The sequence below is a fragment of the Bacillus sp. TH22 genome (genome assembly GCF_016651015.1).
Lineage (GTDB): Bacteria > Bacillota > Bacilli > Bacillales > Bacillaceae_G > Bacillus_A > Bacillus_A mycoides.
Genome location: NZ_JAEKER010000001.1, coordinates 4,774,341 through 4,800,608 on the forward strand (window position 1 = coordinate 4,774,341; position 26,268 = coordinate 4,800,608).

The 26,268-nt window shown below is 34.6% G+C and carries 27 protein-coding genes; 20 read left to right on the forward strand and 7 right to left on the reverse strand.

Going from position 1 to position 26,268, the window contains the following annotated elements:
- Nucleotides 1-81 precede the first annotated feature (81 nt).
- Together pepT and JFU18_RS24400 are read left to right on the forward strand one after the other, a co-directional pair.
- The gene (gene pepT / locus JFU18_RS24395) at nucleotides 82-1,314 is read left to right on the forward strand and encodes a peptidase T (RefSeq protein WP_201034236.1); all 1,233 of its coding nucleotides are present in this window, start codon (nucleotides 82-84) and stop codon (nucleotides 1,312-1,314) included.
- Nucleotides 1,315-1,415: 101 nt separating this feature from the next.
- Entirely contained in the window at nucleotides 1,416-2,480 is a 1,065-nt protein-coding gene (locus JFU18_RS24400) for a lactonase family protein (RefSeq protein WP_201034235.1), read from the forward strand.
- A 34-nt stretch (nucleotides 2,481-2,514) separates the two neighbouring features.
- Here JFU18_RS24400 and JFU18_RS24405 read toward each other — a convergent pair whose 3' ends face one another.
- From JFU18_RS24405 to JFU18_RS24415, 3 genes are read right to left on the reverse strand one after another with little or no spacing between them, the layout of a single operon-like run.
- Complete coding sequence (locus tag JFU18_RS24405; RefSeq protein WP_061688531.1) at nucleotides 2,515-3,426, reverse strand: DNA-3-methyladenine glycosylase family protein; 912 nt, start codon at nucleotides 3,424-3,426, stop codon at nucleotides 2,515-2,517.
- Nucleotides 3,423-3,953, reverse strand: a complete 531-nt coding sequence (locus JFU18_RS24410; RefSeq protein ID WP_002185104.1) for a methylated-DNA--[protein]-cysteine S-methyltransferase — start codon at nucleotides 3,951-3,953, stop codon at nucleotides 3,423-3,425. Before JFU18_RS24410 ends, JFU18_RS24405 begins: the two co-directional genes overlap by 4 nt.
- Nucleotides 3,940-4,530 (reverse strand): bifunctional transcriptional activator/DNA repair enzyme AdaA, encoded by a 591-nt coding sequence (locus JFU18_RS24415; protein WP_061688529.1) that lies wholly within the window; start codon nucleotides 4,528-4,530, stop codon nucleotides 3,940-3,942. The genes JFU18_RS24410 and JFU18_RS24415 overlap by 14 nt, the downstream gene beginning before the upstream one ends.
- 154 nt (nucleotides 4,531-4,684) lie before the next feature.
- Here JFU18_RS24415 and JFU18_RS24420 point away from each other — a divergent pair, with 154 nt between their 5' ends.
- The 6 genes from JFU18_RS24420 (at nucleotide 4,685) to JFU18_RS24445 (ending at nucleotide 10,433) form a co-directional block, all read left to right on the forward strand.
- Nucleotides 4,685-5,443 (forward strand): exodeoxyribonuclease III, encoded by a 759-nt coding sequence (locus JFU18_RS24420; protein ID WP_201034234.1) that lies wholly within the window; start codon nucleotides 4,685-4,687, stop codon nucleotides 5,441-5,443.
- A gap of 303 nt (nucleotides 5,444-5,746) precedes the next feature.
- Nucleotides 5,747-6,712 carry an iron-hydroxamate ABC transporter substrate-binding protein gene (locus tag JFU18_RS24425; protein WP_002014659.1) on the forward strand — a complete coding sequence of 322 codons (966 nt, stop codon included), beginning with the start codon at nucleotides 5,747-5,749 and terminating at the stop codon, nucleotides 6,710-6,712.
- A 27-nt stretch (nucleotides 6,713-6,739) separates the two neighbouring features.
- Nucleotides 6,740-7,747 carry a FecCD family ABC transporter permease gene (locus JFU18_RS24430; RefSeq protein ID WP_002014660.1) on the forward strand — a complete coding sequence of 336 codons (1,008 nt, stop codon included), beginning with the start codon at nucleotides 6,740-6,742 and terminating at the stop codon, nucleotides 7,745-7,747.
- Entirely contained in the window at nucleotides 7,740-8,762 is a 1,023-nt protein-coding gene (locus JFU18_RS24435) for a FecCD family ABC transporter permease (protein WP_002128652.1), read from the forward strand. The genes JFU18_RS24430 and JFU18_RS24435 overlap by 8 nt, the downstream gene beginning before the upstream one ends.
- A 14-nt stretch (nucleotides 8,763-8,776) precedes the next feature.
- Nucleotides 8,777-9,598, forward strand: a complete 822-nt coding sequence (locus tag JFU18_RS24440) for an ABC transporter ATP-binding protein (protein ID WP_002014663.1) — start codon at nucleotides 8,777-8,779, stop codon at nucleotides 9,596-9,598.
- Nucleotides 9,599-9,614: 16 nt separating this feature from the next.
- A complete protein-coding gene (locus JFU18_RS24445; protein WP_201034233.1) occupies nucleotides 9,615-10,433 on the forward strand; it encodes an alpha/beta hydrolase in 819 nt (272 codons plus the stop codon).
- A 44-nt stretch (nucleotides 10,434-10,477) separates the two neighbouring features.
- On the opposite strand, the gene JFU18_RS24450 is transcribed toward JFU18_RS24445, so the two are convergent.
- Nucleotides 10,478-11,167 carry a class I SAM-dependent methyltransferase gene (locus JFU18_RS24450; protein ID WP_201034232.1) on the reverse strand — a complete coding sequence of 230 codons (690 nt, stop codon included), beginning with the start codon at nucleotides 11,165-11,167 and terminating at the stop codon, nucleotides 10,478-10,480.
- Nucleotides 11,168-11,254: 87 nt separating this feature from the next.
- Here JFU18_RS24450 and JFU18_RS24455 point away from each other — a divergent pair, with 87 nt between their 5' ends.
- The 6 genes from JFU18_RS24455 (at nucleotide 11,255) to JFU18_RS24480 (ending at nucleotide 17,069) form a co-directional block, all read left to right on the forward strand.
- On the forward strand, nucleotides 11,255-12,325 hold the full coding sequence (locus JFU18_RS24455) for a helix-turn-helix transcriptional regulator (RefSeq protein ID WP_201031640.1): 1,071 nt from the start codon (nucleotides 11,255-11,257) through the stop codon (nucleotides 12,323-12,325).
- 308 nt (nucleotides 12,326-12,633) lie between these two features.
- Nucleotides 12,634-12,861 (forward strand): hypothetical protein, encoded by a 228-nt coding sequence (locus tag JFU18_RS24460; RefSeq protein ID WP_002014667.1) that lies wholly within the window; start codon nucleotides 12,634-12,636, stop codon nucleotides 12,859-12,861.
- Nucleotides 12,862-13,152: 291 nt separating this feature from the next.
- Nucleotides 13,153-13,455, forward strand: a complete 303-nt coding sequence (locus JFU18_RS24465; protein ID WP_002014668.1) for a metal-sensing transcriptional repressor — start codon at nucleotides 13,153-13,155, stop codon at nucleotides 13,453-13,455.
- Between the two features lie 194 nt (nucleotides 13,456-13,649).
- Nucleotides 13,650-13,856: a copper chaperone CopZ gene (gene copZ / locus JFU18_RS24470; RefSeq protein WP_002033654.1), complete on the forward strand. Its 207-nt coding sequence runs from the start codon at nucleotides 13,650-13,652 to the stop codon at nucleotides 13,854-13,856.
- Between the two features lie 94 nt (nucleotides 13,857-13,950).
- Entirely contained in the window at nucleotides 13,951-16,371 is a 2,421-nt protein-coding gene (locus JFU18_RS24475; protein WP_201031639.1) for a heavy metal translocating P-type ATPase, read from the forward strand.
- A 218-nt stretch (nucleotides 16,372-16,589) separates the two neighbouring features.
- Nucleotides 16,590-17,069 (forward strand): GNAT family N-acetyltransferase, encoded by a 480-nt coding sequence (locus tag JFU18_RS24480; RefSeq protein ID WP_002033656.1) that lies wholly within the window; start codon nucleotides 16,590-16,592, stop codon nucleotides 17,067-17,069.
- 19 nt (nucleotides 17,070-17,088) lie between these two features.
- On the opposite strand, the gene JFU18_RS24485 is transcribed toward JFU18_RS24480, so the two are convergent.
- Entirely contained in the window at nucleotides 17,089-17,361 is a 273-nt protein-coding gene (locus tag JFU18_RS24485) for an HU family DNA-binding protein (protein ID WP_002033657.1), read from the reverse strand.
- Nucleotides 17,362-17,502: 141 nt separating this feature from the next.
- Nucleotides 17,503-18,318 (reverse strand): formate/nitrite transporter family protein, encoded by an 816-nt coding sequence (locus tag JFU18_RS24490; RefSeq protein WP_061688522.1) that lies wholly within the window; start codon nucleotides 18,316-18,318, stop codon nucleotides 17,503-17,505.
- A 196-nt stretch (nucleotides 18,319-18,514) separates the two neighbouring features.
- Between JFU18_RS24490 and JFU18_RS24495 the strand changes: the two genes are divergently transcribed.
- Together JFU18_RS24495 and JFU18_RS24500 are read left to right on the forward strand one after the other, a co-directional pair.
- The gene (locus JFU18_RS24495; RefSeq protein WP_201031638.1) at nucleotides 18,515-19,408 is read left to right on the forward strand and encodes a metallophosphoesterase; all 894 of its coding nucleotides are present in this window, start codon (nucleotides 18,515-18,517) and stop codon (nucleotides 19,406-19,408) included.
- A 124-nt stretch (nucleotides 19,409-19,532) separates the two neighbouring features.
- Entirely contained in the window at nucleotides 19,533-20,744 is a 1,212-nt protein-coding gene (locus tag JFU18_RS24500; protein WP_149190845.1) for a M20 metallopeptidase family protein, read from the forward strand.
- Nucleotides 20,745-20,798: 54 nt separating this feature from the next.
- On the opposite strand, the gene JFU18_RS24505 is transcribed toward JFU18_RS24500, so the two are convergent.
- Nucleotides 20,799-21,881, reverse strand: coding sequence for a chitinase (locus JFU18_RS24505; RefSeq protein ID WP_002087965.1), 1,083 nt, complete (start codon nucleotides 21,879-21,881; stop codon nucleotides 20,799-20,801).
- A gap of 270 nt (nucleotides 21,882-22,151) precedes the next feature.
- On the opposite strand from JFU18_RS24505, the gene gabP reads away from it, so the two are divergent.
- The 4 genes from gabP to JFU18_RS24525 all read left to right on the forward strand — a co-directional run bounded on the left by gabP (nucleotide 22,152) and on the right by JFU18_RS24525 (nucleotide 26,158).
- Nucleotides 22,152-23,546: a GABA permease gene (gabP, locus tag JFU18_RS24510; RefSeq protein WP_000360102.1), complete on the forward strand. Its 1,395-nt coding sequence runs from the start codon at nucleotides 22,152-22,154 to the stop codon at nucleotides 23,544-23,546.
- A 132-nt stretch (nucleotides 23,547-23,678) separates the two neighbouring features.
- Complete coding sequence (locus JFU18_RS24515; RefSeq protein WP_172796640.1) at nucleotides 23,679-24,017, forward strand: hypothetical protein; 339 nt, start codon at nucleotides 23,679-23,681, stop codon at nucleotides 24,015-24,017.
- A 317-nt stretch (nucleotides 24,018-24,334) separates the two neighbouring features.
- On the forward strand, nucleotides 24,335-24,877 hold the full coding sequence (locus tag JFU18_RS24520) for a DUF420 domain-containing protein (protein ID WP_201050358.1): 543 nt from the start codon (nucleotides 24,335-24,337) through the stop codon (nucleotides 24,875-24,877).
- 117 nt (nucleotides 24,878-24,994) lie between these two features.
- Entirely contained in the window at nucleotides 24,995-26,158 is a 1,164-nt protein-coding gene (locus JFU18_RS24525) for an iron-containing alcohol dehydrogenase (RefSeq protein WP_201034231.1), read from the forward strand.
- The last annotated feature ends 110 nt before the right edge of the window (nucleotides 26,159-26,268 follow it).

A 26,268-nucleotide genomic window follows, 5' to 3' on the forward strand; every position in this document is an offset into this window, starting at 1 on the left:
ATATTTTCACAGTCAAAAAAGTTAAAATATTTCGTTTTAAGGATTATAATAGAGAGAGAACTATAAAAGGAGTGAACGAATTTGAAACAAGAACTTATTGAAAGATTTACGAGATATGTGAAGATTGATACACAATCAAATGAAGAAAGTCATACAGTGCCTACAACACCAGGGCAAATTGAGTTTGGTAAGTTATTAGTGAAAGAGTTAAAAGAGATTGGGTTATCAGAAGTGACGATGGATGATAATGGTTATGTAATGGCAACACTGCTTGCTAATACAGATAAGGATGTTCCTGTAATCGGCTTTTTAGCTCATTTAGACACAGCAACAGATTTTACAGGGGAAAACGTAAAACCACAAATTCATGAAAATTTTGATGGTAATGCGATTACGTTAAATGAAGAATTAAATGTTGTGTTAACACCTGAACAGTTCCCGGAATTACCATCATATAAAGGACATACAATTATTACAACTGATGGTACAACACTTCTTGGAGCAGATGATAAAGCTGGTCTTACAGAAATCATGGTCGCAATGAATTATTTAATACATAATCCGCAAATTAAGCATGGAAAAATAAGAGTAGCATTCACACCAGATGAAGAGATTGGTCGTGGGCCAGCTCATTTTGATGTAGAAGCGTTTGGTGCATCGTTTGCTTATACGATGGACGGAGGTCCATTAGGTGGTTTAGAATATGAGAGTTTTAACGCTGCAAGCGCTAAATTAACTTTTAGAGGGACAAATACACATCCTGGAACAGCGAAAAACAAAATGCGTAACGCAAGTAAACTTGCTATGGAATTCGATAGACAGTTGCCAGTAGAAGAGGCGCCAGAATATACAGAGGGATATGAAGGTTTTTATCATTTACTTTCTTTAAATGGTGACGTCGAGCAAAGTAAAGCTTACTATATTATTCGAGATTTTGATCGTAATCATTTTGAAGCGCGTAAAAATAACATTAAAGATATTGTGAAAAACATGCAAGAGAAGTACGGCGAAGATGCAATCGTTTTAGAGATGAATGATCAGTATTATAATATGCTTGAAAAAATTGAACCGGTGAGAGAAATTGTTGATATTGCGTATGAGGCAATGAAAAGTTTAAATATTGAACCGAATATTCATCCAATTCGCGGTGGAACAGATGGATCGCAATTATCATATATGGGATTACCAACGCCAAATATTTTCACTGGTGGTGAAAACTATCACGGTAAATTTGAGTATGTTTCGGTAAATACTATGGAAAAAGCTGTTCAAGTAATTGTAGAAATTGCAAGACGATTTGAAGAACAAGCTTAAAAAGAGAACCAAGTAGTAATGAAGTGCTACTTGGTTCTTTTCTATAGTAAAAAATGCAAAGTGAAACTTGTTACAAGACGTTTGTAAAAGGGGGAAATGTTATGAGTGAAAATCAGTTTCATGGTTATATAGGGACATATACAAAAGCAGAGAGTAAGGGGATTTATAAATTTATACTTGATACGAACATCGGAGAACTTAAAGGGATTGAATTAGCAGCTCATATAGGAAGTCCGACATATGTAACGATTAGTCATAACAACGAGTACCTTTATTCTGTTGCGAAAGATAATGGGTTAGGTGGAATGGCTAGTTTTTCTATTCATAATAAATCCGGTAATTTAAATTCGATTAGCATGCAAGTTTTAGAAGGGGCATCGCCGTGCTATGTAAGTGTGAATCGGGAGAATAGTATAGTAGTAGCAGCTAATTATCATAAAGGAACAGTAGAGTCCTATTTAGTGAAAAAGGATAATGGAAGTTTAAATGCTGCTACGGTAATTGTAGAACATAAAGGGTCAGGACCAAATAAGGAAAGGCAAGAAAAGGCACATGCTCATTATATAGATTTTACTCCTGATGAAAAATATGTAGTAGCAGTTGATTTAGGAATAGACAAGGTGATTACATATAAAGAAAGTGATGGAGAACTAATAGAAGTTACACGGTTATCTGTAAAACATGGTAGTGGTCCAAGGCATCTTATATTTCATCCAAGTGCGCAGTATGCATATGTTATGACAGAATTAAGTTCAGAGATTATTGTACTTCAATATGATGCAAAGAGTGGCAGTTTTAAAGAAAAACAATACATTTCTACATTACCTGAAGATTTTAGAAAAGATAGTTACGGAAGTGCAATTCACATTTCTTCTGATGGCAAGTTTGTTTACGCAGCAAATAGGGGACATAATAGTATCGCGGTTTTCCGAGTGAATGAGCACAATGGAGAGCTCGCTTTTATTGAAACAGTATCGACAGAAGGGGATTGGCCACGTGATTTTTCTTTAGATCCGGATGAAAAATTTTTAATTGCAGCGAATGAAAGATCTAATGCTTTGACTTTATTTGCTAGGGATGAAATGACAGGGGAGCTAACGCTTGTACAGACGGACGTAAATGTTCCAGAGCCAGTATGTGTGAAGTTTTTACATGTGAAAAAATAGATAGGTTTCCCTATCTATTTTTTATTAGGAAATTTTAATATAGCACCCGCCACAAATAAAAAGTCGCGTAAGACTCCCAATTTGTCCAATTTGATGCAAATTCTTTTATTTCATTTTTAGTCGGTTTCTTTTCGGAACCTGTTATAAATTTAATTGCATTATGCAAACCAACATCATCAATTGGAAAAGCTGAAGGGAATCGTAAACAACGCATCAAAACATAGTGAGCTGTCCATGGCCCTATACCACGAATGCTAGTTAATTGTTTTTCAGCTTGCTTCACATCTTGTATTTGTAATAGAGATTCTTTTGATAATTTACCTTCTGTAATGAGCTGCGCGACGTCAATTAAGTATTCGCACTTTCTTGTAGTCATTTTTAATGTTGCGAGATCTTCTACATCTAAATTTGCTATTACTTCAGGTGATGGGAATATCCAATGTTTTCTACCGTTCCAATCTACATAATCGCCAAAATTTTCGACTAATCTTCTTTTTAGAGTATAGGCATATGTGAGGTTGATTTGTTGACCTAGAATCCCCCAGCATAGTGCTTCAAATAAATCCGGAATTCGCAAAGTACGAAGACCGTAAAATTCTTTAATGGGTTTTTGAAGGAGTGGGTCGTGTTTAGCTAATTTATAGAAGGGAGCTAAATCAGTAGTTAAATCAAACCACTCTTTTACATAGTTAGATACGGCATCGTGTGCCCATTTTTCAGAGACATATGATTCTCCTAAAAAACGTATTTGAATATTACTATCGGCATTCAAACCAATTTCAACTAATGGATTTATGTTTTGAACAGGAATGACTTTATAGATTTTATTATTTTCAATATGAAACATACATTCATTTTTAGAACGCGATAGATAGCGTAAGTTTTCTTGAAAACTAAATTCTTTTGGAACGACTAAAGTCAATGCGCTATTATATTCTGCTGTCATATGAATTCCACCGGTAACTTTTCTAATGTAAGCAATTCTTTCTTCATTTCTAATCCGCCTCTAAAACCAGTTAGTTTTCCATCTTTTCCTATAACGCGATGGCAAGGAATTGTAATAAGAAGTGGGTTGGCAGCAATAGCAGAAGCAACGGCACGTACAGCTGTAGGTTTTTGAATTCTTTCTGCAATTTCTGAATAAGAATATGTTTTTCCATAAGGAATTTCACGTACCGTATTCCAAACAGATAATTGAAATTCAGTTCCGTAAGCATCAATAGGGAATGTAAAAGTTTCTCGCTTGTTTTCTAAATACTCGATAACTTCTTTCGTATATGTTAGCAGGTAATCTGGATTGTGAGTCAATATATGCTGTGGCAGTTTTTTTCTAGCCCACAAATTTAGTTCTTCAAAGTTTTCGTCTTGAGATCCAATGAAACATAGTCCATTTTCAGTTGCAGCAATATGCAAGCACCAATTTTTATGTGTAATTAGCGCCCAATATATAGATTTATTTTTATAGGAATTCATTATTGTATCCCTCTTTCATTTCGTTCTTTTTTCGATATTCAGTAGGAGTAAATCCGGTTTTCTTTTTAAATAAAGTCGCGAAATACTCCGGATTTTCTATCCCGACATCAGTACTAATTTCCATAATGGATTGATTTGTATGTGAAAGGTATTCTGCCGCTTTTTTAATTCTGAATTGCTGTATATATTCTATTGGACTAATCCCTACAATTTTTTTGAAAGTGCGTTGTAGATGATAAGGGCTACCATGGCATATTTCTGCGAGTAAGTCGAGGGTTAGCACGTCACAATAATGTTTTTGGATATATTCTTTAATTTGCTCTACCCATTCTTCATTAGGTAAAGTTAGCCCGTTTGGTTTACAACGTTTACACGGACGAAAATTTTCATGTAATGCTTGCTCTGCCTTAAGAAAAATACGTACATTGTTTTTATTCGGTATTCTCGATTTACATGATGGTCGGCAAAAAATACCGGTTGATTTTACAGCGTAAAAGAATTTGTCATCATATGTGGAGTCATTATGAATAATTGCTTGCCAATACTCATTTGTTACTGTGAACTCTTCATTATGCACAGAACATCACCTCTGGCATTAGTATAACCTGAATAAAGTACGTATGTACGTATTTACGAATGTAAGAGCAAGATTACAAAGATGAAACTATGATAGGGTATCTATTTTGTGTTAGCATGAAAATTGAAAATGCACATCAAGAGGAGGAACATAGATGAAGTTGATTTCATGGAATGTAAATGGTTTGCGAGCAGTTATTGCAAAAGGTGGATTTCTAGAATATCTAGAAGAATCTAATGCAGATATATTTTGTTTACAGGAAATTAAATTACAAAGTGGAAAAATTCATTTAAATCCCGAGGGATATTATACATATTGGAATTATGCTGTGAAAAAAGGCTACTCAGGAACGGCTATTTTCACGAAAAAAGAACCGATTTCTGTTACATATGGTTTAGGGATTGAAGAGCATGATCAAGAAGGACGAGTTATTACGTTAGAATTTGAAGATTTTTATATGATAACGTTATATACACCAAACTCCAAACGTGGATTAGAACGCTTAGATTACAGAATGAAATGGGAAGATGATTTCAGGGCCTATATTAAACGATTAAATGAAAAGAAATCAGTTGTTTTTTGCGGAGATTTAAACGTCGCACATAAAGAAATAGATTTAAAAAATCCAAAAAGTAACCGTAAAAACCCTGGATTCTCTGATGAGGAGAGGGAGAAGTTTACACGTACTTTAGAAGAAGGATTTGTTGATACGTATCGCTACCTTTATCCTGATCAGGAAGGAGCATATTCGTGGTGGTCGTATCGTATGGGAGCGAGAGCAAAAAATATTGGATGGCGTTTAGATTATTTTGTTGTCTCGGAAAGAATGAAAGACAAAATAACAGAGGCGAAAATTAACAGTGAAATAATGGGATCAGACCATTGTCCAGTTGAATTACATATAAATTTCTAAAAAAAGAAGTATCTCGCTAATAATAGGCGGATACTTCTTTTTAATTCAGTTTGTTAAAATTTTTCAAATCATTCTTGAAATAATTGCATATTAAATATATACTTAGTAACGATAATCATTATCATTGAAAAAGGTTATCGATGGATGAAGTGTAAAAGAATTATAGTTTAGGGGAAGTGAATGAGAATGAGTTCCGGATAAAATTATTAATCTAATGAAATATATGTTTGGGACAAGTTTCATGTAGTTAAGTTTTCATATAAAAATAATCTATTTACAAGTTTTGAGAGGAGATATATAAAGATGAACAAGAAGTTATTTACATTAGGGATGGTTACAGTTTTAAGTGTAGGTTTAGCAGCATGTAATAGTACGGATAAAACTTCAGGGGAACAAAAGCAACAGACAAAAGCTACGGAAACAAAAAAAGATGAAAAACGAAAAATTACATATTTAGGTAAAGAATACACAGTACCAGCAAAAGTAGATAAAATTGCGACAGCTAGTTTAGAGTCAATGGAAGATGCAGCAGTACTTGGAATTAAACCAGTCGGTGCAATTACTGTAGGTGGTAAATTACCAAAGTATCTTGAAAAAGAATTAGAGGGTGCAAAATCTGTGGGTGAAAAAATGCAACCTAATTTTGAAACATTACTTCAATTAAAACCGGATGTTATTACATCTAGTACGAAATTCCCAGCAGAAACAGCTGAAAAGTTTACGAAAGTAGCTCCGACGTTCCCGGTATCACACGTTTCAACAGATTGGGAAGATAACTTAAAGTTAATGGGAGAATTAACTGGTAAAAAAGATAAAGCAGAAAAAATTATTAAAGATTACAATGCGGACGCTGAAAAAGCAAAAGCAAAATTAGGAGATAAGTTAAAAGACAAAAAAGTACTTGTAATTAGACTAAGAGCAAATGAATTATTCCTATATCCAGAAGGAGTATACTTCAACCCTGTAATTTATAAAGATCTTGGACTAACTGCTCCAGAACAACTTAAAACTGTAAAAGCACAAGAGAAAATTTCATTTGAAAAACTTGCTGAACTTAACCCAGATTATGTTTTCTTACAATATGAGGCAAGTGAAAATAAAAACCCGAAAGTGCTAGAAGAAATTGAAAGCAATCCAATTTGGCAAAGTATGAATGCTGCGAAAGAAAAGAAAGTATTTGTAAACGTTGTAGATCCAATGGCCCAAGGTGGCACAGCTTGGAGTAAAACAGCATTCTTAAAAGAAGCAGTGAAAAATTTATCTAAATAATACAATAAGTAAGGTGCGTTGAATGATATGCAGAAAACGAATGCGGTACCAGTAACCATTTTATGTATAGCACCCATATTGATTTTATTTACAGTTATACTTTCTGTTTTATATGGGGCGAAAAACATTGATGCTGAAACAGTGTGGAATGCTTTATTTCATTTTGATTCAAGCGATGTAAATCATAATATTATTATTACTTCACGTTTACCAAGGGTAGTTGCAGCTCTTTTAGTCGGAGCATTTCTAGCCATATCAGGAGCACTTATGCAGGGGATGACAAGAAACTATCTTGCATCCCCTTCTATTATGGGTGTGACGGATGGTGCAGCCTTTGTTATTACACTTTGTATGATTTTTCTTCCGGGAATGTCATCGATTGGTATGGTTTTATGTTCAATGATTGGCTCTGCACTAGGAGCCGGTATAGTGTTTGGTTTTGGCTCACTCCTTCAAAATGGCTTATCCCCTGTTAGATTAGCAATTATAGGGACAGTTATTGGAACATTTTTAAGTAGTGTATCGGCTGCGATGGCTTCATATTTCCAAATTTCTCAAAATGTTAGTTTTTGGTTTAATGCAAAGTTAGATCAAGTGGACCCTAATATCATTAAAATCACGATACCATTTGGGATAATTGGTATAATTTTAGCACTATTAATATCAAAATCTATTACCATTCTTTCTTTAGGAGAAGAAGTTTCTATTAATCTAGGTCAGCGTACAAAACTAGTTAAAGCGATGGCAATTTTATCAGTTATTTTTTTAACAGGAACAGCAGTTGCTTTAGTGGGGAAAGTTGGTTTTGTAGGTTTAATTATTCCACACATTACGCGCTTTATAATTGGGGTAGATTATAAGTGGATTTTGCCTTGCGCAGGCGTTATTGGTGGAGTTTTCTTAGCATTATGTGACATTTTAAGTAGATTTGTAAACTATCCATTTGAAACACCAATTGGAGTCGTTACTTCCTTAATTGGAATTCCTTTCTTCCTTTATTTAATCCGTACAAGAGGAGGAGAGAGACATGCTTAAAAGTTCAAGTCAACGTTTTGGAATGACAATGGGGATTAGTATATTTTTAATATTATGTGCTATTTATATTAGTTTAACGAATGGTACGTTTGATATTACGATTACAGATGTATTTAAAACACTCTTTAGAATAGATCCAGTACCAGACCATGATTTAGTTATTTTTGAGTTTCGCCTTCCGCGCATTGTAATTGCTGGATTAGTAGGATTAGGCCTCGGTGTTGCGGGTGCTGTAATTCAAGGGATTACGAGAAATGGATTGGCGGACCCAGGTATTTTAGGAGTGAATGCCGGAGCAGGTACAGCCATCGTAATTTTCATGTTCTTCTTTCAAGGGCAATTAAAGAGCACAGACTGGGTTTCTATTATGATGATGCCGATGTTTGGTTTAGTCGGTGGGCTAGGAGCCGCTATAATAATTTATCTGTTTTCTTGGAAAAACGGTAAGTTAGACTCGCAACGTCTTTTATTAACAGGGATTGCAATTGGATCTGGATTTGGAGCGTTTTCTATGTATTTATCGCTCAAAATGAAGTCAACTGATTTCGAGATGGCTGCAGTTTGGGTGTCTGGAAGCATATATAGTGCAAACTGGAAGTATATTGTTGCTATGTTACCGTGGCTTATCATTTTAATTCCACTTATACAAAAGAAAGCTTATTTATTAGATTTATTTCAATTGGAAGAAACGAGTATTACAAGTTTAGGTGTTGCAGTAGAACGAGAGAAATCCATTTTACTATTAAGTAGTATCGGACTTGTGAGTGCATGTGTTGCTGTTTCAGGAAGTATTGGTTTCATCGGATTAATGGCACCGCATATAGCGAAAAGGCTCGTCGGTATTCAGCATAAATATATAATTCCTACGTGTGGAGTAATCGGAATGTTCCTTGTAATAGCTTCAGACTTTATTGCAAAAACAGTTTTCACCCCTGTAGAGTTACCTGTTGGGATCGTTATTTCTATTGTCGGTGTACCGTATTTCTTATATTTACTTTATAAGGCGAAAGCGTAAGAGGAGGAATAAAAGTGAGTATTTTAAGTGCAAAAAATTTAGAAACGAGTTATGAAAAGCTTACAGTGTTTCGCGATTTAAATGTGGAAATACAAGAAGGAAAAGTAACGACAATTATAGGACCAAACGGGTGCGGGAAATCGACATTGTTAAAAACAATGGGAAGAATTTTAAAGCAAAAGAGCGGTAAAGTATATTTGCAAGGACAGGATTTAAATACAATTCCAACGAAAGAAATTGCGAAGCAGTTAGCTTTACTTCCGCAAACTCCAATTGCACCAGGAGAGCTTAAAGTAGAAGAGTTAATTTCTTATGGACGCTATCCACATCGAAATAACGTAAATAAGTTAACTTCAAAAGATAAAGAAATGATTGATTGGGCATTAGAAATAACGAAAACTTCTGAATTTCGAACGAGACAAATTGCAAATTTATCAGGTGGTCAACGACAGAAGGTATGGCTAGCGATGGCTTTAGCACAAGAGACAGAAGTGTTGCTATTAGATGAGCCAACTACATATCTTGATATGTCTCATCAATTAGATGTATTACAAATTGTGGAGAAGTTAAATAAAGAACATAATTGTACGGTCGTTATGGTATTACATGACATTAACCATGCAGCAAGGTTTTCAGATGAAATTATTGCAATGAAGGAAGGGGAAATCGTTACAACTGGTAGCCCAGAAGAAATAATTACAAATGAAGTGTTAAAAGAAGTATTTCATATTGATGCACGTGTCATGATTGATCCGTATAATGGGTCTCCTGTTTGTTTCGGTTACGATAGCGTTGTATCTCAAGAAGAGAAAGTAGAAATATATGTAACGAGTTAAGAAGGGGGGATATAAGATGAATACTACTATCGAAAAACAGCAGGTTATTACATTTAATACCGAACAGTGGAAAATGTATTCGACATTAGAGAATCGTGAGTATCAAATTCATATTTCAAAACCGAAGCAGCCAGCACCGGATTCTGGTTATCCTATTATATATGTATTAGATGGGAACGCCTTTTTCCAAACGTTCCATGAAGCTATTAAAATACAATCGGTAAGAGCAGAAAAAACAGGTGTGTCACCAGCAATTATAGTAGGTATTGGTTATCCAATTGAAGGCGCATTTTCAGGAGAAGAAAGATGTTATGATCTTACACCTGTCGTAATTTCAAAAGATGCCCCGTTAAAACCGGACGGTAAACCGTGGCCTAAAACAGGGGGAGCACATAATTTCTTTACTTTTATTGAAGAAGAATTGAAACCACAAATTGAAAAAAAATTTGAGATTGATAAAGGAAAGCAAACGTTATTTGGACATTCTTTAGGTGGTCTATTTGCTTTACATATACTATTCACAAACGTAAATGCCTTTCAAAATTATTTTATAAGTAGTCCATCTATTTGGTGGAATAACCAATCGGTGCTTGAAAAAGAAAAGAATCTTATAAATGAATTAAACAATGCTAAAGTTGAAACGGGAGTATTCCTTACAGTTGGGTCATTGGAACGAGAGCATATGGTTGTAGGGGCAAACGAATTGTCAGAGCGCCTTCTCCAAGTAAAACACGATCAGTTTAGATTTATGTTTTATGAAGCTGAAGGGGAGAATCATGCATCTGTTGTGCCGACTTCTTTAAGTAAAGGATTGAGATTTATTAGTCAAGTGTAGAAGACGTATATGAAAAAAGGTAAGCAATTGCTTACCTTTTTTCATTATTGTTTTATTGCTACGTATCCATCAATTAAAAAGCTTGTGAAAAAGCGATTGATTTGAGTAAATCCACATTCCTCCATGACAGCTAGTAGATTCGTTTCGGAAATAGGAAATATTTCTGTTTCAAAAGAATTTTCAAATCGGTTCCAATCTTCTAATGGAATTTGATTTTGCATCATGTGGTTGCGCCAAGCATTCAATTGTGCAGAAAACATACTTGTATGGGGTACACCATTTATTGTAGAGAGAAAGAATGGAGCACCAGGTTTTAAGCGACTACTAATTTCATTAAGAAGCTCTTTTTTCTCCTTAATAGTTGGGATGAAATGAAGAACAAGCATACAAGTAGCAGCGTCAAATAATGGATTGGTTAATAATGAATGGACAGTTCCATGTACAAAGTGAATTTGATTTTGTATGCCTTCGCTTTCAATTCTTTTTTTAGCTAGCTGTAGCATGCTTTCAGATGGATCGACACCTGTAAAAGATAAGTTGCTATTTTGTTTGCCTATTGAGAGAATTTCTTGTCCACCACCAGCACCTATAACCAGTAAATTTGGATTCATATTTTCTTTAGGGAGTGTAGTAAACAAGAAATGATTCATCATTTCATATAGGTTGTAGTAGCCTGGGATTTTACATGGAATTCTTTGTTCATATGAATTTACGGTAGTATCATTCCAATTCATTTTTAACCTCCTAAGTATGTGTGTTATAGGTTTATTATGGAATGAAATTATGAAGGGAAACAATCCCGTAAATCTGGGGGGAAGAGGATGTATGAAAAAATAACGAAAGAAATTACAATGGAAGCGAATCGTATAAGTTCTATAAGGACATTTCAAGAGTCATTTCTCCACTTAATACGTAAAGTCATTGATTTTGACGCCGCTTGTTTTACAGCTATAGACCCAATTTCTTTTTTATCTACTGGGGCATTTACGGATGAAAGTGTTGAAAAGATTCATCCACAATTGTTTATGAATGAATTTCTAGAAGATGATTTTAATAAATTTAAATATTTATCAGAACACTATCCTCATGTTGCTTCTCTTAGTATGGTGACAAATGGTGAACAAAAGAAAAGCTCTAGATACCGAAATATTTTAAAACCAGCAAGTTTTGGAGATGAATTAAGGGGCGTTTGTATGAGTAAGGGGAACTGTTTTGGGCATCTTAGTTTATTTCGAGGGAGTACAAGTCCCGCTTTTCATATAGATGATTGTAAGTATTTGGCAACGGTAGTCCCGATTGCTGGAGAGGCTTTAAAAAAGGCATTTCCTAAACCTTTTTCAGAAGAGAAGGTAATAGGGACAGGCACGATTATATTAAGTGAGGATTTTAATTTATTATATTGGAATCAAGATGGCAGCGATTGGCTCTCAAATCTTAGAAAGTATGAACAGTTAAATATAAAAGAAATACCAAGGCCAATACGTGCGGTTTGTTCGAAAGTAAAGGCTAACGAATATAATGTAGGTTGTATGAATAGAGAAGAAAAAGTTTGTATACCTTTAGCCTATGGACATTTTTTAATCATTCGGGCCAGTAAGTTAGAACGTACAAGTAGTTTTCAGGGTGGTTATGTTGTTCTATTCGAAAGAGCAAGACCGGAAGAAATCTTTCCGCTTATTACGGAAGTGTATAGTTTTACAACACGTGAGAAGCAAGTAATACGTAAAATTCTTACAGGTATGTCGACAAAGGAATTAGCCCATGAACTTTGTATATCTATATACACGGTACAAGATCATTTAAAATCCATTTTTGAAAAGACTGGGGTAAGTAGTAGAAATGAACTTGTGTGGGAAGTTTTTTCAAGATTTTGTTTTGATGTCGATGAATAAAAATAAAATAACTCTACAAAAATCACATAAAGTACGGTGGATGAGTTGTAGAATAGGGCTGAAAAAAGGTTATGGATGAAACATTCCATACCCTTTTTTTATAAGTAGAATTGTCCTTTTTGAAAGTTTTGTTTCAACTTTTCGTCTAAATAGACAAAAAGTTGTCACAATTCGGTCACAATTAGCATAAACATAAAATAGACGAAATGAACTTATTTCCAAAAAGGCTTGATTCATTCCATTCATGATTAGTAGAGCTGAAAAAGCATGGATTAAAAGTTCACTATATTCTCAAGGAGGTAGAACGTATGAAAACTATTCTTGCTATCGCTGGGTTTATTTGGGTTTTATCACATGGCATTCCAATTTATGAAGGAGAACAAATTCGCAGTGCTCTGAATAAAAATTTTAATGAATACCATATCATTGATCGGCAAGATAATGTTGTGACAGTTCGTGTAAATGACTGTTTTCATACGGTAACCGTTGAAGGAACTTCAGTAGTGAATGATACAAAAGTATGTGATCAGCAATAATTATATATAGGAAGAAAAAGTCTCAATTTACACGTGTGAAAATTGAGACTTTTACATTTGTGGATGAATAATAAGCGGGGATGGACAATCCCCGCTTATTATTGTTTTTTTGAAAAAAAGAAAGGGTATCATATTAATTGAGACTGAGAAGCTAATGATGTGTTAAGAATAATCATAAAGCGAAAATATACTCATATGGGGTATCCTACATAGATATTTGATGATATAATTGGTATACTCATAAAAGCAATTGTTTTATTGGATGAAGAGAAACTTTAAGAAGGTGATAATATGGATCATAAGGACCATGAATCAGTAACACATAGATCAGAAAAAGAAAAAGAACAAATTATAAATAGATTAAAGAGAATTGAAGGCCAAGTCCGTGGTATTCAAAATATGATTGAAAATGATCGTTATTGCGTGGATATTTTAGTTCAAATTTCTGCGATTAATGCAGCGATGAAAAAAGTAGGAATGGGTGTCTTAAAAAATCATACGAGTCATTGTGTTTCAGGAGCTATTAAAAATGGTAATGGTGACGAAGCAATTGAAGAATTAATGACAGTATTTGAACGTTTTTCAAAAGCATAAAAGCCAAGCTAGTATTTGACTAGCTTGGCTTTTGTTTATATAGGAGAAGATATATAAATTCATAATTGGAGCAAAAAAATAAAGATTTTAGAAAAAAATAAAAATCATGATACAAAACCATTGATTACCTTAGGGGGTATGGTAAGATGTAGTTGTGATTAATAAACAATGAATAAACAAGAGGAGGATTTTAAATGGAACAGTTAACATTAAAAGTTGAGGGTATGTCTTGTGGGCATTGTGTAAATTCTATTGAAAGTAATGTGAAAGAACTAAACGGCGTTGAACAAGTAAAAGTTCAATTAGCAGAAGGAACTGTTGAAGTTACTATCGACTCATCAGTTGTAACGTTAAAAGATATCGTTGCTGTAATTGAAGATCAAGGCTATGAAATTCAATAATAATTTTTAATATAGAAATAAATCGTACTTTATATGGAGTACGATTTATTTTGCTAAAAATTATACCTTATAAGGGTATATAGAGGTGAGAGACATGAATGAACAAAAAGAGGCCAATCTCCAAATATCAGGCATGACATGTGCAGCCTGTGCAAATAGAATTGAAAAAGGCCTGAAAAAAGTAGAAGGTGTTCATGATGCAAATGTAAATTTTGCACTTGAAAAAACAAAAATAATGTATGATCCCCATAAAACAAATCCACAACAATTTAAGGGAAAAGTTGAGTCGCTAGGATATGGAATTGTAAGTGATAAAGCTGAGTTTACTGTTTCAGGGATGACATGCGCAGCATGTGCGAATAGAGTAGAAAAGCGTTTAAATAAGTTAGAAGGTGTGAACGGAGCGACAGTAAATTTCGCTTTGGAATCAGCTACAGTAGATTTTAATCCTGATGAAATTAATGTAAATGAAATGAAGAGTGCAATCACGAAATTAGGATATAAATTGGAAGTGAAATCAGATGAGCAAGATGGATCAACTGATCATCGCTTACAAGAAATTGAACGACAAAAGAAGAAATTTATCATTTCGTTTATTTTATCATTCCCGTTACTGTGGGCAATGGTAAGTCATTTCTCATTTACATCATTTATTTATTTACCTGATATGCTTATGAACCCTTGGGTGCAGCTAGCTCTTGCAACTCCAGTACAGTTTATAATTGGAGGCCAGTTTTATGTTGGGGCTTATAAAGCGTTACGTAATAAAAGTGCAAACATGGATGTTCTTGTGGCACTTGGAACGTCCGCAGCTTATTTCTATAGTGTGTATTTAAGTATTAGGTCGATTGGTTCTTCAGAACATATGATAGATTTATATTTTGAAACGAGTGCGGTACTTATTACTTTAATTATTTTAGGTAAATTATTTGAGGCGAGAGCAAAAGGGCGTTCATCAGAAGCTATTAAAAAGTTGATGGGACTACAAGCGAAAACTGCCACAGTTGTGCGAGATGGAACAGAGATGAAAATTTTAATCGAAGAAGTGGTAGCTGGTGATGTTGTCTATGTTAAACCTGGTGAAAAAATCCCAGTAGATGGAGAAATTGTAGAAGGAAAATCAGCGATAGATGAATCGATGTTAACAGGCGAGAGTATTCCTGTTGATAAAACAATTGGGGATGTAGTAATTGGCTCTACAATGAATAAAAATGGATTTTTAAAAGTTAAAGCAACTAAGGTAGGAAGAGATACTGCATTAGCTCAAATTATTAAAGTAGTAGAAGAAGCTCAAGGATCGAAAGCGCCTATTCAAAGGGTAGCTGATCAAATTTCTGGTATTTTCGTACCAGTTGTAGTTGTAATTGCTATTATCACATTTGCAGTGTGGATGCTATTTGTTACACCGGGTGATTTTGGCGGAGCACTTGAGAAAATGATAGCAGTACTTGTTATCGCTTGTCCGTGTGCATTAGGTCTTGCGACACCTACATCTATTATGGCGGGATCAGGAAGGTCAGCTGAGTATGGTATTTTATTTAAAGGCGGGGAGCATTTAGAAGCAACGCACCGATTAGATACAGTTATTCTAGATAAAACAGGTACTGTGACAAACGGGAAGCCTGTTTTAACAGATGTAATTGTAGCAGATGGATTCCATGAAGAAGAAATACTACGTTTAGTAGGTGCGGCAGAAAAAAATTCTGAACATCCACTTGCAGAAGCGATTGTAGAAGGAATTAAAGAAAAGAAAATTGATATCCCAAGTTCAGAAACGTTTGAAGCGATTCCAGGATTCGGTATCGAATCAGTCGTAGAAGGGAAACAATTATTAATTGGTACACGTCGATTAATGAAGAAATTCGATATTGATATTGAAGAAGTTTCTAAATCGATGGAAGAGCTAGAACGAGAAGGAAAAACAGCAATGCTTATTGCGATAGATAAGGAATATGCTGGAATTGTTGCTGTTGCAGATACTGTAAAAGATACTTCAAAAGCAGCTATCGCAAGACTTAAGAAAATGGGTCTAGACGTTGTTATGATTACAGGAGATAATACACAAACTGCTCAGGCAATCGCTAAGCAAGTTGGTATTGATCACGTAATTGCAGAAGTATTACCAGAAGGAAAAGCAGAAGAAGTGAAAAAACTGCAAGCGCAAGGTAAGAAAGTAGCAATGGTTGGAGATGGAATAAATGATGCTCCTGCACTGGCTACGGCGGATATCGGTATGGCAATTGGAACCGGAACGGATGTAGCGATGGAAGCGGCAGATATTACGTTAATCCGTGGTGATTTAAATAGTATTGCTGATGCAATTTTTATGAGTAAAATGACGATTAGAAATATTAAGCAAAATCTATTCTGGGCGTTAGCTTATAACGGCCTAGGAATTCCAATTGCGGCGCTCGGTTTCTTAGCACCTTGGGTTGCAGGTGCAGCAATGGCATTTAGCTCTGTATCAGTCGTATTAAATGCATTAAGATTACAAAGAGTTAAATTGAAATCTTAAACATTTTCAGCTATAAAGCGAATTTAATATGCTTTTTTACAATAAACAATACTTTGTATAAGTATTGTTTATTGTTCGTTTAGAAGGAAAAGTCGATATAATATAGAAAGAGCAGAAGTAGAATCATATATAGTGGAAGAAACTGTTTCGAAAATAAACACGAAATAATTATCCGAATAACCGAAATAAAAGAGTTAGTTTGATAAGGAGTTTTACATATGTTTAAAGATATTAAAATTAGAACATTCCAGAAAGAGGATTTAGAGCAAGTATTACAATTATTCTATGAAACGGTTCATACGGTGAATGCAAAAGATTATAACGAGTTACAGCTACAGGCGTGGGCCCCAGAGCGACTAGATAGAGAGAGATGGCTACAGTCTTTAGAAAAGAATATTTGTTACGTTGCTGATTATAAAGGTGTGATAGTGGGATTTGGGGATTATAATGATGATCATTACGTAGATCGCTTATTTACGCATAAAGATTATCAAGGAAAAAGGATAGCATCATACATACTACAGAAGTTAGAAAAAGAAGCAGTGAACTTGCAGCATAGGGATATATATACAGAGGCGAGTATTACAGCAAAACCTTTCTTTGAAAGCAAAGGTTTTATTTGCATAAAGGAACAAAATAAGCAACATAATGGTCAGATTTTTATTAATTATGTCATGAAAAAAATAGCCTTCTCATAAATGAGAAGGCTATTTTTCATTATTTTACAGCTTCTTTTAGTTCTTTACCAGCTTTAAAAGCAGGTACTTTAGAAGCTGCGATTTGCATTTCTTCACCCGTTTGTGGGTTACGACCTGTACGAGCAGCTCTTTCACGAACTTCGAATGTACCGAATCCGATAAGTTGTACTTTTTCGCCAGCAGCTAAAGAGTTAGTGATTGATTCTACTACAGTTTGTAAAACTACAGTAGCTTCTTTTTGAGAAATCTCAGCGTTTTGTGCTACGTTTTTAATTAATTCTGTCTTATTCATGTTTTTCACCTCATATGTAAATAATGCTATTTAAGTTGTTATTATAACGTATAAAACATTCGAGAACAAGTGTACGTACATATATTCGCAAAAAAAATGAAATTTGTAATATTTTTTAGGACCAATTTATAGACATTCAATTTAAGCGGATACAGATTTTTTCTTTAATGCAGTTTGCTCTTTATTGGAAGGTAGTTTCTTATTATAAGATATGAAATAAGGTAATGCTACAAATAACATACCCCCTACTAAGTTTCCGAAGAAAACAAAAATGAAGTTTGGAAAATATTCAACCCAAGTTAAATGACCAGAAAAAATTGCAGCTGGGATGACAAACATATTGGCTACAACGTGTTGAAATCCAATCGCAACAAAAGTCATAACAGGGAACCAAATACCGACAATCTTTCCGATAAATTCTTTACTTCCCATACTGAGCCAAACAGCTAAACAAACGAGCCAATTACACCCGATTGCAGAAATGAAGGCTTGCAGTGGTGTATCTTGTAGTTTAGCTTGTGCAATAGTAACTGTTTTTGCTAAAAAAGCTCCCTCCGTTAAGCCGACGATATGACCAAAAAAATAAGCGACGAATATAGCACCTATGAAGTTGCTAAACGTAACAATAACTAAATTTCGTATGAAGTGAAATAAGTCGATTTTTTTGTGAAGCCATGCCATTGAAACGGTCATCATGTTGCCAGTTACTAATTCACCGCCTGCAAGGATAACGAGTATAAGACCGATAGGGAATACGGCAGCACCTAAAAAGCTAGTAAATGATCCCAAAGATTTTGGCATTGTTCCGATAACATGGATATCAAGTAAATATCCTAATGCTATGAAAGCACCACCAAAAAAACCGAGAATTAGCATAGGGAGCAATGATAAATGAGCTTTTTTTCTTCCAGAATTAGCAGCAAGTTCCGTAATTTCTTCTGGTGTAAATACAGACATGAATAACCTCTCCTTAATAGAATGATGGAATGAATAGAAGAAACATTTTAAAGAATCTATGTATGATAAAAATATGATATGATTTCTGTATAAATTTGTCAAAGTGAGTGGGGCTGAAATTGGATATAACGAACATTGTTCATGTTGTCACATTAATGTAACAATAAGGATTTAAAGTGATTTTAGAGGTGAAAACATGAATACGCATCATGTAAAAAAAGAACGAAAAAAATCAATCGTAAAGATATTTATTATTAGTTTCATAAGTATATTAATGATACCAGTAAGTTTGTATTTCTATGCGACTGAAATAGAAAGAAGACTAGTAACAGTTACGTGGAATGAAATAGAAGCTCCTACAATTCCTAAAGAGTTTAATAATAAAAAAATATTGCAGTTCTCAGATTTACATTTAGGACCAGATTTTACATTGAAACAACTAGAAAATTTGGTGGAGAAGATGAATGAATTACATCCAGATATAGTAGTTTTTACAGGAGATTTAATAGATAAGTTTGGATCCTATAGTGCGGAAAGAGAAGAAGCAAAGGTTATTTTGCAGAAAATTAAAGCTCCCCTAGGAAAATATGCTGTGTTTGGGAATCATGATAGAGGTGGGGGCGGTAGTTTATTTTACAAAAAGTATATGGAGGAAGCTGGTTTTTCTGTGTTAGTAAATGAAGTGCAGAAAATTAAAGCGGAAAACGGCAAGTATATTACAATATCAGGTTTGGATGATTTTTTATTAGGGAAGCCACAAATAGACTCGACTTTAAAAAACTTAAGACAACAAGATTTCAATATGCTATTAATACATGAGCCGGATGTTGTAGATAAAGTATCTCGTTATCCAGTCGATTTTCAAATGTCAGGACATAGTCACGGAGGACAAGTTCAAATTCCTTTTGTAGGTCCTTTAATTACTACAAAACTAGCTGAGAGTCATGTTGAAGGTATGTATGAATTAGAAGGGAAGAGTAAGCTGTTACATTTATACGTAAATCGTGGTATTGGGACAACCCGAATGCCTGTTAGATTTTTGAGTGTACCGGAACTTTCACTGTTTGTATTGAAGAAAAGTAGTGACTGAAGTAGAACGTTTAATATTTTGAAGAATTAAGAGTACTTTTAAAGAAAGTTCTCTTTTTTTATTGATTAAATACATAATATTATGTATTTTTTATTTAAACTGTTAAAAAGAAAGGGGAATTTCTATGATAGAAACATGGCATAAAGAATTGGAAAGTTTATATAATCAAATGGTTTCGTGGCGAAGAGATTTTCATCAATACCCAGAGCTATCGTTTCAAGAAATAGAAACACCGAAAAAAATAGCTGAAATTTTAAAAAGTTTTCATATTGATGTGAAAACAGATGTCGGGGGAAGAGGGGTAATCGGCGTAATTGAAGGTGGAATACCTGGGAAGACGATGGCGCTACGTGCTGATTTTGATGCACTACCTATTCAAGATGAAAAGAAAGTTTCATATAAATCAAAGGTTCCTGGTGTAATGCACGCTTGTGGCCATGATGGACATACAGCAACACTTTTAGGAGTTGCAAAAATATTAAGTGATAACAGAGACCAACTTTCAGGAAAAATAGTCCTTATTCATCAACATGCAGAAGAGAAAGAGCCTGGCGGAGCAATTGCCATGATTGAGGATGGTTGTTTAGAAGGAGTAGATGTTATTTTTGGTACACATTTATCTTCTCAGATGCCTTTAGGAATTGTTGGAACGAAAGCTGGAGCAATGATGGCGGCAGCTGATACTTTTGAAGTGAAGATTCAAGGGCGAGGCGGTCACGGCGGTATGCCACATCATACTGTAGATGCTATTATCGTTGCAACACAAGTTATTAATCAGTTGCAACTTTTAGTGAGTAGAAAAGTCGATCCACTTCAATCAGCAGTTTTAACAGTTGGTACATTCCATGCCGGGCAAGCCGATAATATTATTGCGGATACTGCTACGTTTACAGGAACCATTCGAACGTTAGATCCTGAAGTGAGAGAATATATGGAGAAGGAATTTAGACGAGTTGTTGAGGGGATTTGTCAGTCCCTTCATGCTGAAGTTAATATTCAATATAAACGAGGATATCCAATATTAATAAATCATGTAGCTGAAACACGTCATTTTATGACGGTTGCGGAACACGATCTTGGCAAAGAAAGGGTCATGGAAGTACCACCTATTATGGGCGGAGAAGATTTTGCATACTACTTAGAACATGTTCCAGGAGCATTTTTCTTCACAGGTGCCGGTAATGAAGAAATAGGGGCAACATATCCACACCATCATCCTCAATTCGATTTTGATGAACGTGCGATGTTGGTTGGTGGGAAGTTGCTTTTAAGTCTTGTGAATAGTTATTCAAGAGATGGAAAAGAATTTCTTCATCATGTAGAAGTGAAAAAGTAATTTACATAAATAAAAAACAACAATAGGTCATATAAAACCTAGTGTTGTTTTTTATTATTTTTGCAAGGAAAGACTATCAAAATATGTTCTATAGTTATTAGAGAATTCAAAGTTGTTTTTTGCATCCCAATTAATAGACCAAGACATTAGGCCACGGAATGCAGGATAGCCACTCTGATTTGAAAGTTTATACTTTCCTCCGAAAGGAATTCCTTTAATGATATAATCTAAAGCTTTTTTCATTTCAGTTGGAGAAATATATCCGCCACTTGGAGCGGCCGCTGGTGCTGCAGGAAGTCCAATCATGACTTGATCCGAACGAAGAGGCGGGAAAATGTTATTTGCATTACCACCTACAGGAAAACCATGTAAGAGCATATCTGCCATAGCGACTTCGTAGTCTGCAGTACCTTGATTGTAGTTATTACCGTCCATTCCAATCCCGCTACCAGCGTTGTAGTGTTGAACGTGAATGTATGTTAGTTTGTCTTTCACTCCGTAAATAATCGGTAAATATGCACCCCAGATGCTTCCATATGCGCTATAGCCGCCTTGAACATAAGCTGTTTCAGGAGCCATGCTTAATAGGAAATCTGGACCGTAATGGTCTGAAATCGTTCGAATTGCTGAGATAAGATTCACGATTTGAGGAGTTGTTGGGTTTTTAAAATTAGTGTCATTACCGTTTAAGTAAATACCTGATTCAAGGTCAATATCTATTCCATCAAAACCGTATTTATCGATTAGAGATTGTATGGAATTAATAAAACGTTGTTTAGCAGCATTGTCTGGAAGTAAAACGACCCCATTTTGTCCACCTATTGAAAGAACTACTTTTTTTCCTTTACTTTTTAAATAGGAAATATCAGATTTGAATTCTGCATCTGTACCATACACAGGGGAAAATTCAACAGTGGAACGATCACCACCAGTTTCACCGAAAGATACATTTATTACATCCCATTTTGGTGAAACATCTTTTAATTTAATAATGCCAGTACCGTTATCAAAGTTATGCCAATATCCAACGAGTAATTTTGACCCTAAATTGTTTGCTGCTTGTGCTTGAAAGGGAGCTAGCGGTAGCAGTAAGAAAATTACTAAAGTACAACAAATGAATTTAAACTTGTTTAACATATCAACACTCCTATACAAAAAGTTGTCTAGATGTATAATCTTGTTTATTTGATGATATCTGAAAATTCATTCTTTTGTAAGGTGACTATAATTTTCTCAACAATTGTGTATGGGAAATTATTAAACCTAATGAAATAATTTTTGAAGGAGGTCGAATTACGATTGTTAAATTCAGAATATTTTGATATGTTTTAAAGTATAGGATAAGATTTTTCAAATAATACTCTTACGTAAATTTCAAAATTAAGTTTGGAAGGGGATGTACAAGAGTTGGATAAAAATCTTAAGAAAGACCTCAAAATACGCCACATTACAATGATTTCCATTGGTGGCGTAATAGGAGCTGGTTTGTTTGTTGGAAGTGGTGCGGTTGTGCATTCAGCAGGTCCAGGTTCTATCGTTTCATATGCATTAGCAGGACTTCTAGTTATTTTCGTTATGAGAATGCTAGGAGAAATGGCAGCTATTAATCCGACAAGTGGTTCATTTGCAACATATGCAAGAGAGGCAATTGGTCCATGGGCGGGTTATACAATTGGGTGGCTATATTGGTTTTTCTGGGTAATTGTTATTGCAATAGAAGCTACAGCAGGTGCTGGTATTATTCAATACTGGATTCCAGAAATCCCACTCTGGTTATTAAGCTTAATATTAACGATTTTATTAACGTTGACGAATGTTTTCTCGGTGAAATCATTTGGAGAATTTGAATATTGGTTTTCATTTATTAAAGTAATAAGTATTGTTTTGTTCCTTTGTCTTGGACTAGCTGTTATTTTAGGATTTGTACCAGGAACGGAAGCACCTGGCACTTCGAATTTGGTAGGTCAAGGAGGATTTATGCCAAATGGTATAAGTTCGGTGTTACTTGGAATCACCGTCGTTATATTTTCATTTATGGGATCTGAGATTGTTGCAGTGGCCGCTGGAGAGTCTGCCGAACCTGTAAAGGCAGTCAAAACAGCAACAAATAGTGTAATTTGGCGTATTCTCGTATTTTTCATTGGATCGATCGCTGTAGTTGTTACACTCCTTCCGTGGAATTCGGCGAACATACTAAAAAGCCCATTTGTGGCGGTACTGGAACATATAGGGATACCAGCGGCAGCGCAAATTATGAATTTTATCGTTTTAACAGCTGTACTTTCTTGTTTAAATTCGGGTTTATATACGAACTCAAGAATGCTTTTTTCAATGGCAGAAAGAGGAGATGCGCCAAAGGCATTTTTGAAATTGAATAGTAGTGGTGTTCCAGTTCGGGCGGTTTTATTTGGAACTTTCTTTGCTTACATTGGAGTTGTTTTTAGTTACATATCTCCAGATAAAGTATTTTTATTTTTAGTGAATGCATCTGGCGGGATTGCGTTACTCGTTTATCTCGTTATAGCAGTTTCACATTTCAAGATACGTAAAAAAATGGGGAAAGCGGAACAACAAAATTTGAAAGTGAAAATGTGGCTTTTTCCATATGTAACATATGTTACAATTGCTGCGATTATAGCAGTTTTAGTTGCCATGCTCGCAATTGAATCTTTACGTTCACAAGCGCTTTTAACGATGCTTGTTACTGTTCTTATAATAATTTCTTATTTTATTTTTAATAGAAATAAAAATAGTACATTGTTGAATCCTAAAAGTAAGAATGAGGAATCTGTTCGATTCTAATTTCTTGTTTTAGAAGAGAGTTACACCCAATCATTGCTATAAAAGAATCATATATAATCATAGAAACAAGTAATTACTATTGTCATAGTGAATATAAACTTTTTCTTGACTTTTTATATGAAGGCGAGCAAAATGGTAAAAAAGGAAGGGGGGATGAAGATGGAAGAGTACGTATTAGAGCTGTATAACTTTTTATATACGACAGAATGGCAAGATATTGTTTCATTTCTAGGAATAATGTTTTGTATGAAAATTGTAATTGTATATATGGAAGAGCAAGGTATGTTCTATTCCTTCTCATCTCCGTTCGATGTGCAGCGCGAGCCGTTGCCAAACTATGCCAAGGTAAATTATGAACAATTTCCTTTTGTAATTTTCTTTATGATTCGATTTATAACAGCAATTGTAAAGAAAAAGGAAAGTGACGATGAAGAGTGCCACTCAACTTGTAATATAGCGACTGCTTTTTAAGCTAAATACAAGGAGGAGATTTATATGTGGTTTCGATTTCTTATGATTGGTTTCTTTTCATTAACAGCAATTTCTTTAATGGGATATCAAGTGTCTGAAATTTATCAAGCATATAGCAATACGTTTTTTAACAAAAACTAATTACATTGCTATTTAAATAATAAAGCGATAAAATCCTTCTTAAGAAGTTTTATTAAGAAGGATTTTTTTCTTTGCTTTGTCTTACTGTGTCAAACTATTGTCACATTTACACTGTGAATAATATGTTAAAATAGTGAGGTTACGTATACATATTTGAAGGAAGAGGAGTGATCATTTTGGTGGATCAATCAACTAATCAGAAAAGCTATGCTCCTATTGTGATAACGCTTTCTGTACTTGTAAATGCGATTATTTTATTTTTGTTCTTTGGACCTGTTGGCTATGAAGGAGAAGTACATTTTGATGTAACAATTTTACCAATGTTAAATGCAATCTTTAATAGTTTTACGTTTGTATTTTTATTAGCAGCATTATTCTCTATTATTAAAAAGAATGTAAAAATGCATCGTGGATTTATTCTTGCAGCATTTACAACGACTTTACTATTTTGTGTTTCATATTTATCGTATCATTACTTGGCGCCGACAACACATTTTGGCGGAGAAGGATTCATTAAATATGTGTATTTCATCATTTTAATTACACATATTATCCTTGCAGCAATTATTGTACCGCTTGCATTGTTTGCACTTGTGTTTGGTTTTACGAATCAATTAACACGTCACCGTAAAATTGTACGTTGGACGATGCCGATTTGGTTATATGTAAGTTTATCTGGTGTTATTGTTTACTTAATGATCTCACCTTATTATCAATAAAAAAATCTCAGCCTGTAGGTCGGGATTTTTTTATTAGGCAAATATTTTTGTGAAATGAAAAAATTGTGGTATACAAAAGTATAGTTGCTTTTTATATAGAAGGGATGGTAAAGATATATGCAAAATTTTGTATTTCGTAATCCGACAAAACTTATTTTTGGTAAAGGACAGTTAGAGCAGTTAAAAACGGAAATTCCACAGTTCGGTAAAAAAGTTCTTCTCGTGTACGGGGGAGGCAGCATTAAAAGAAATGGTATTTATGATAATGTGATTTCTATTTTAAAGGATATAAATGCGGAAGTATTTGAGTTGACAGGAGTTGAACCGAATCCTCGTTTATCAACAGTAAAGAAAGGGATTCAAATTTGTAAAGACAATGGAGTCGAATTTATTTTAGCGGTTGGCGGAGGAAGTGTAATCGACTGTACGAAGGCGATTGCTGCTGGTAGTACATATGATGGAGATGTATGGGATATTGTAACGAAAAAATCATTTGCTAGCGAGGCGTTACCGTTCGGTACTGTACTCACTCTTGCGGCAACAGGTTCTGAAATGAATGCAGGATCTGTAATTACAAACTGGGAAACGAATGAAAAGTACGGCTGGGGCAGTCCAGTTACATTCCCTCAGTTTTCAATTTTAGATCCACTACATACTTCGTCTGTGCCGAGAGATCAAACGATTTATGGTATGGTCGATATTATGTCGCACGTATTAGAGCAATATTTCCATCACGGCATGAATACAGAATTACAAGATCGTTATTGTGAATCTGTTTTAAGAACAGTAATTGAAACAGCTCCTAAGCTTTTAAGTGATCTAGAAAATTATGAGCATAGGGAAACAATTTTATATTGCGGTACTATGGCGTTAAACGGCATTTTAGCGATGGGAGTAAAAGGAGATTGGGCAACTCATAATATTGAGCATGCAGTTTCTGCTGTTCATGACATACCGCATGGGGGCGGACTCGCGATTCTATTCCCAAATTGGATGAAGCATGTTATAGATGAAAATGTGAGTCGCTTTAAACAGTTCGCTATTCGTGTATTCGATGTAGAAACAGATGGGAAGACAGATAAAGAGGTTGCATTAGAGGGAATTGAGGCGTTACGTCAATTTTGGACTTCAATTGAAGCTCCAGTAACATTAGCTGATTACGCTATTAGAGAAAGTGAAATTGACTTAATGGCGGATAAAGCGATGGCTTATGGTGAATTCGGTAACTTTAAAAAATTAAATAAAGACGATGTTTTAAGTATATATAAAGCTTCTTTATAAGTGAATCGAAAAAAGAAACCCATTTGATATAACAATCAAATGGGTTTCTTTTTTTGTTGTCTATAACTGTTTGTGATTGGTTTTGGTTATTTGTGAATGTTTATGGTTGA

What these genes read in the sequence shown, in the direction of transcription:
- JFU18_RS24400 (WP_201034235.1), top strand. Translation starts at nt 1,416, where the DNA reads ATGAGTGAAAATCAGTTTCATGGTTATATAGGGACATATACAAAAGCA.
- JFU18_RS24405 (WP_061688531.1), bottom strand. Translation starts at nt 3,426, where the DNA reads ATGACAGCAGAATATAATAGCGCATTGACTTTAGTCGTTCCAAAAGAA.
- JFU18_RS24410 (WP_002185104.1), bottom strand. Translation starts at nt 3,953, where the DNA reads ATGAATTCCTATAAAAATAAATCTATATATTGGGCGCTAATTACACAT.
- JFU18_RS24420 (WP_201034234.1), top strand. Translation starts at nt 4,685, where the DNA reads ATGAAGTTGATTTCATGGAATGTAAATGGTTTGCGAGCAGTTATTGCA.
- JFU18_RS24425 (WP_002014659.1), top strand. Translation starts at nt 5,747, where the DNA reads ATGAACAAGAAGTTATTTACATTAGGGATGGTTACAGTTTTAAGTGTA.
- JFU18_RS24430 (WP_002014660.1), top strand. Translation starts at nt 6,740, where the DNA reads ATGCAGAAAACGAATGCGGTACCAGTAACCATTTTATGTATAGCACCC.
- JFU18_RS24435 (WP_002128652.1), top strand. Translation starts at nt 7,740, where the DNA reads ATGCTTAAAAGTTCAAGTCAACGTTTTGGAATGACAATGGGGATTAGT.
- JFU18_RS24445 (WP_201034233.1), top strand. Translation starts at nt 9,615, where the DNA reads ATGAATACTACTATCGAAAAACAGCAGGTTATTACATTTAATACCGAA.
- JFU18_RS24450 (WP_201034232.1), bottom strand. Translation starts at nt 11,167, where the DNA reads ATGAATTGGAATGATACTACCGTAAATTCATATGAACAAAGAATTCCA.
- JFU18_RS24455 (WP_201031640.1), top strand. Translation starts at nt 11,255, where the DNA reads ATGTATGAAAAAATAACGAAAGAAATTACAATGGAAGCGAATCGTATA.
- JFU18_RS24460 (WP_002014667.1), top strand. Translation starts at nt 12,634, where the DNA reads ATGAAAACTATTCTTGCTATCGCTGGGTTTATTTGGGTTTTATCACAT.
- JFU18_RS24465 (WP_002014668.1), top strand. Translation starts at nt 13,153, where the DNA reads ATGGATCATAAGGACCATGAATCAGTAACACATAGATCAGAAAAAGAA.
- copZ (WP_002033654.1), top strand. Translation starts at nt 13,650, where the DNA reads ATGGAACAGTTAACATTAAAAGTTGAGGGTATGTCTTGTGGGCATTGT.
- JFU18_RS24475 (WP_201031639.1), top strand. Translation starts at nt 13,951, where the DNA reads ATGAATGAACAAAAAGAGGCCAATCTCCAAATATCAGGCATGACATGT.
- JFU18_RS24480 (WP_002033656.1), top strand. Translation starts at nt 16,590, where the DNA reads ATGTTTAAAGATATTAAAATTAGAACATTCCAGAAAGAGGATTTAGAG.
- JFU18_RS24485 (WP_002033657.1), bottom strand. Translation starts at nt 17,361, where the DNA reads ATGAATAAGACAGAATTAATTAAAAACGTAGCACAAAACGCTGAGATT.
- JFU18_RS24490 (WP_061688522.1), bottom strand. Translation starts at nt 18,318, where the DNA reads ATGTCTGTATTTACACCAGAAGAAATTACGGAACTTGCTGCTAATTCT.
- JFU18_RS24495 (WP_201031638.1), top strand. Translation starts at nt 18,515, where the DNA reads ATGAATACGCATCATGTAAAAAAAGAACGAAAAAAATCAATCGTAAAG.
- JFU18_RS24500 (WP_149190845.1), top strand. Translation starts at nt 19,533, where the DNA reads ATGATAGAAACATGGCATAAAGAATTGGAAAGTTTATATAATCAAATG.
- JFU18_RS24505 (WP_002087965.1), bottom strand. Translation starts at nt 21,881, where the DNA reads ATGTTAAACAAGTTTAAATTCATTTGTTGTACTTTAGTAATTTTCTTA.
- JFU18_RS24515 (WP_172796640.1), top strand. Translation starts at nt 23,679, where the DNA reads ATGGTAAAAAAGGAAGGGGGGATGAAGATGGAAGAGTACGTATTAGAG.
- JFU18_RS24525 (WP_201034231.1), top strand. Translation starts at nt 24,995, where the DNA reads ATGCAAAATTTTGTATTTCGTAATCCGACAAAACTTATTTTTGGTAAA.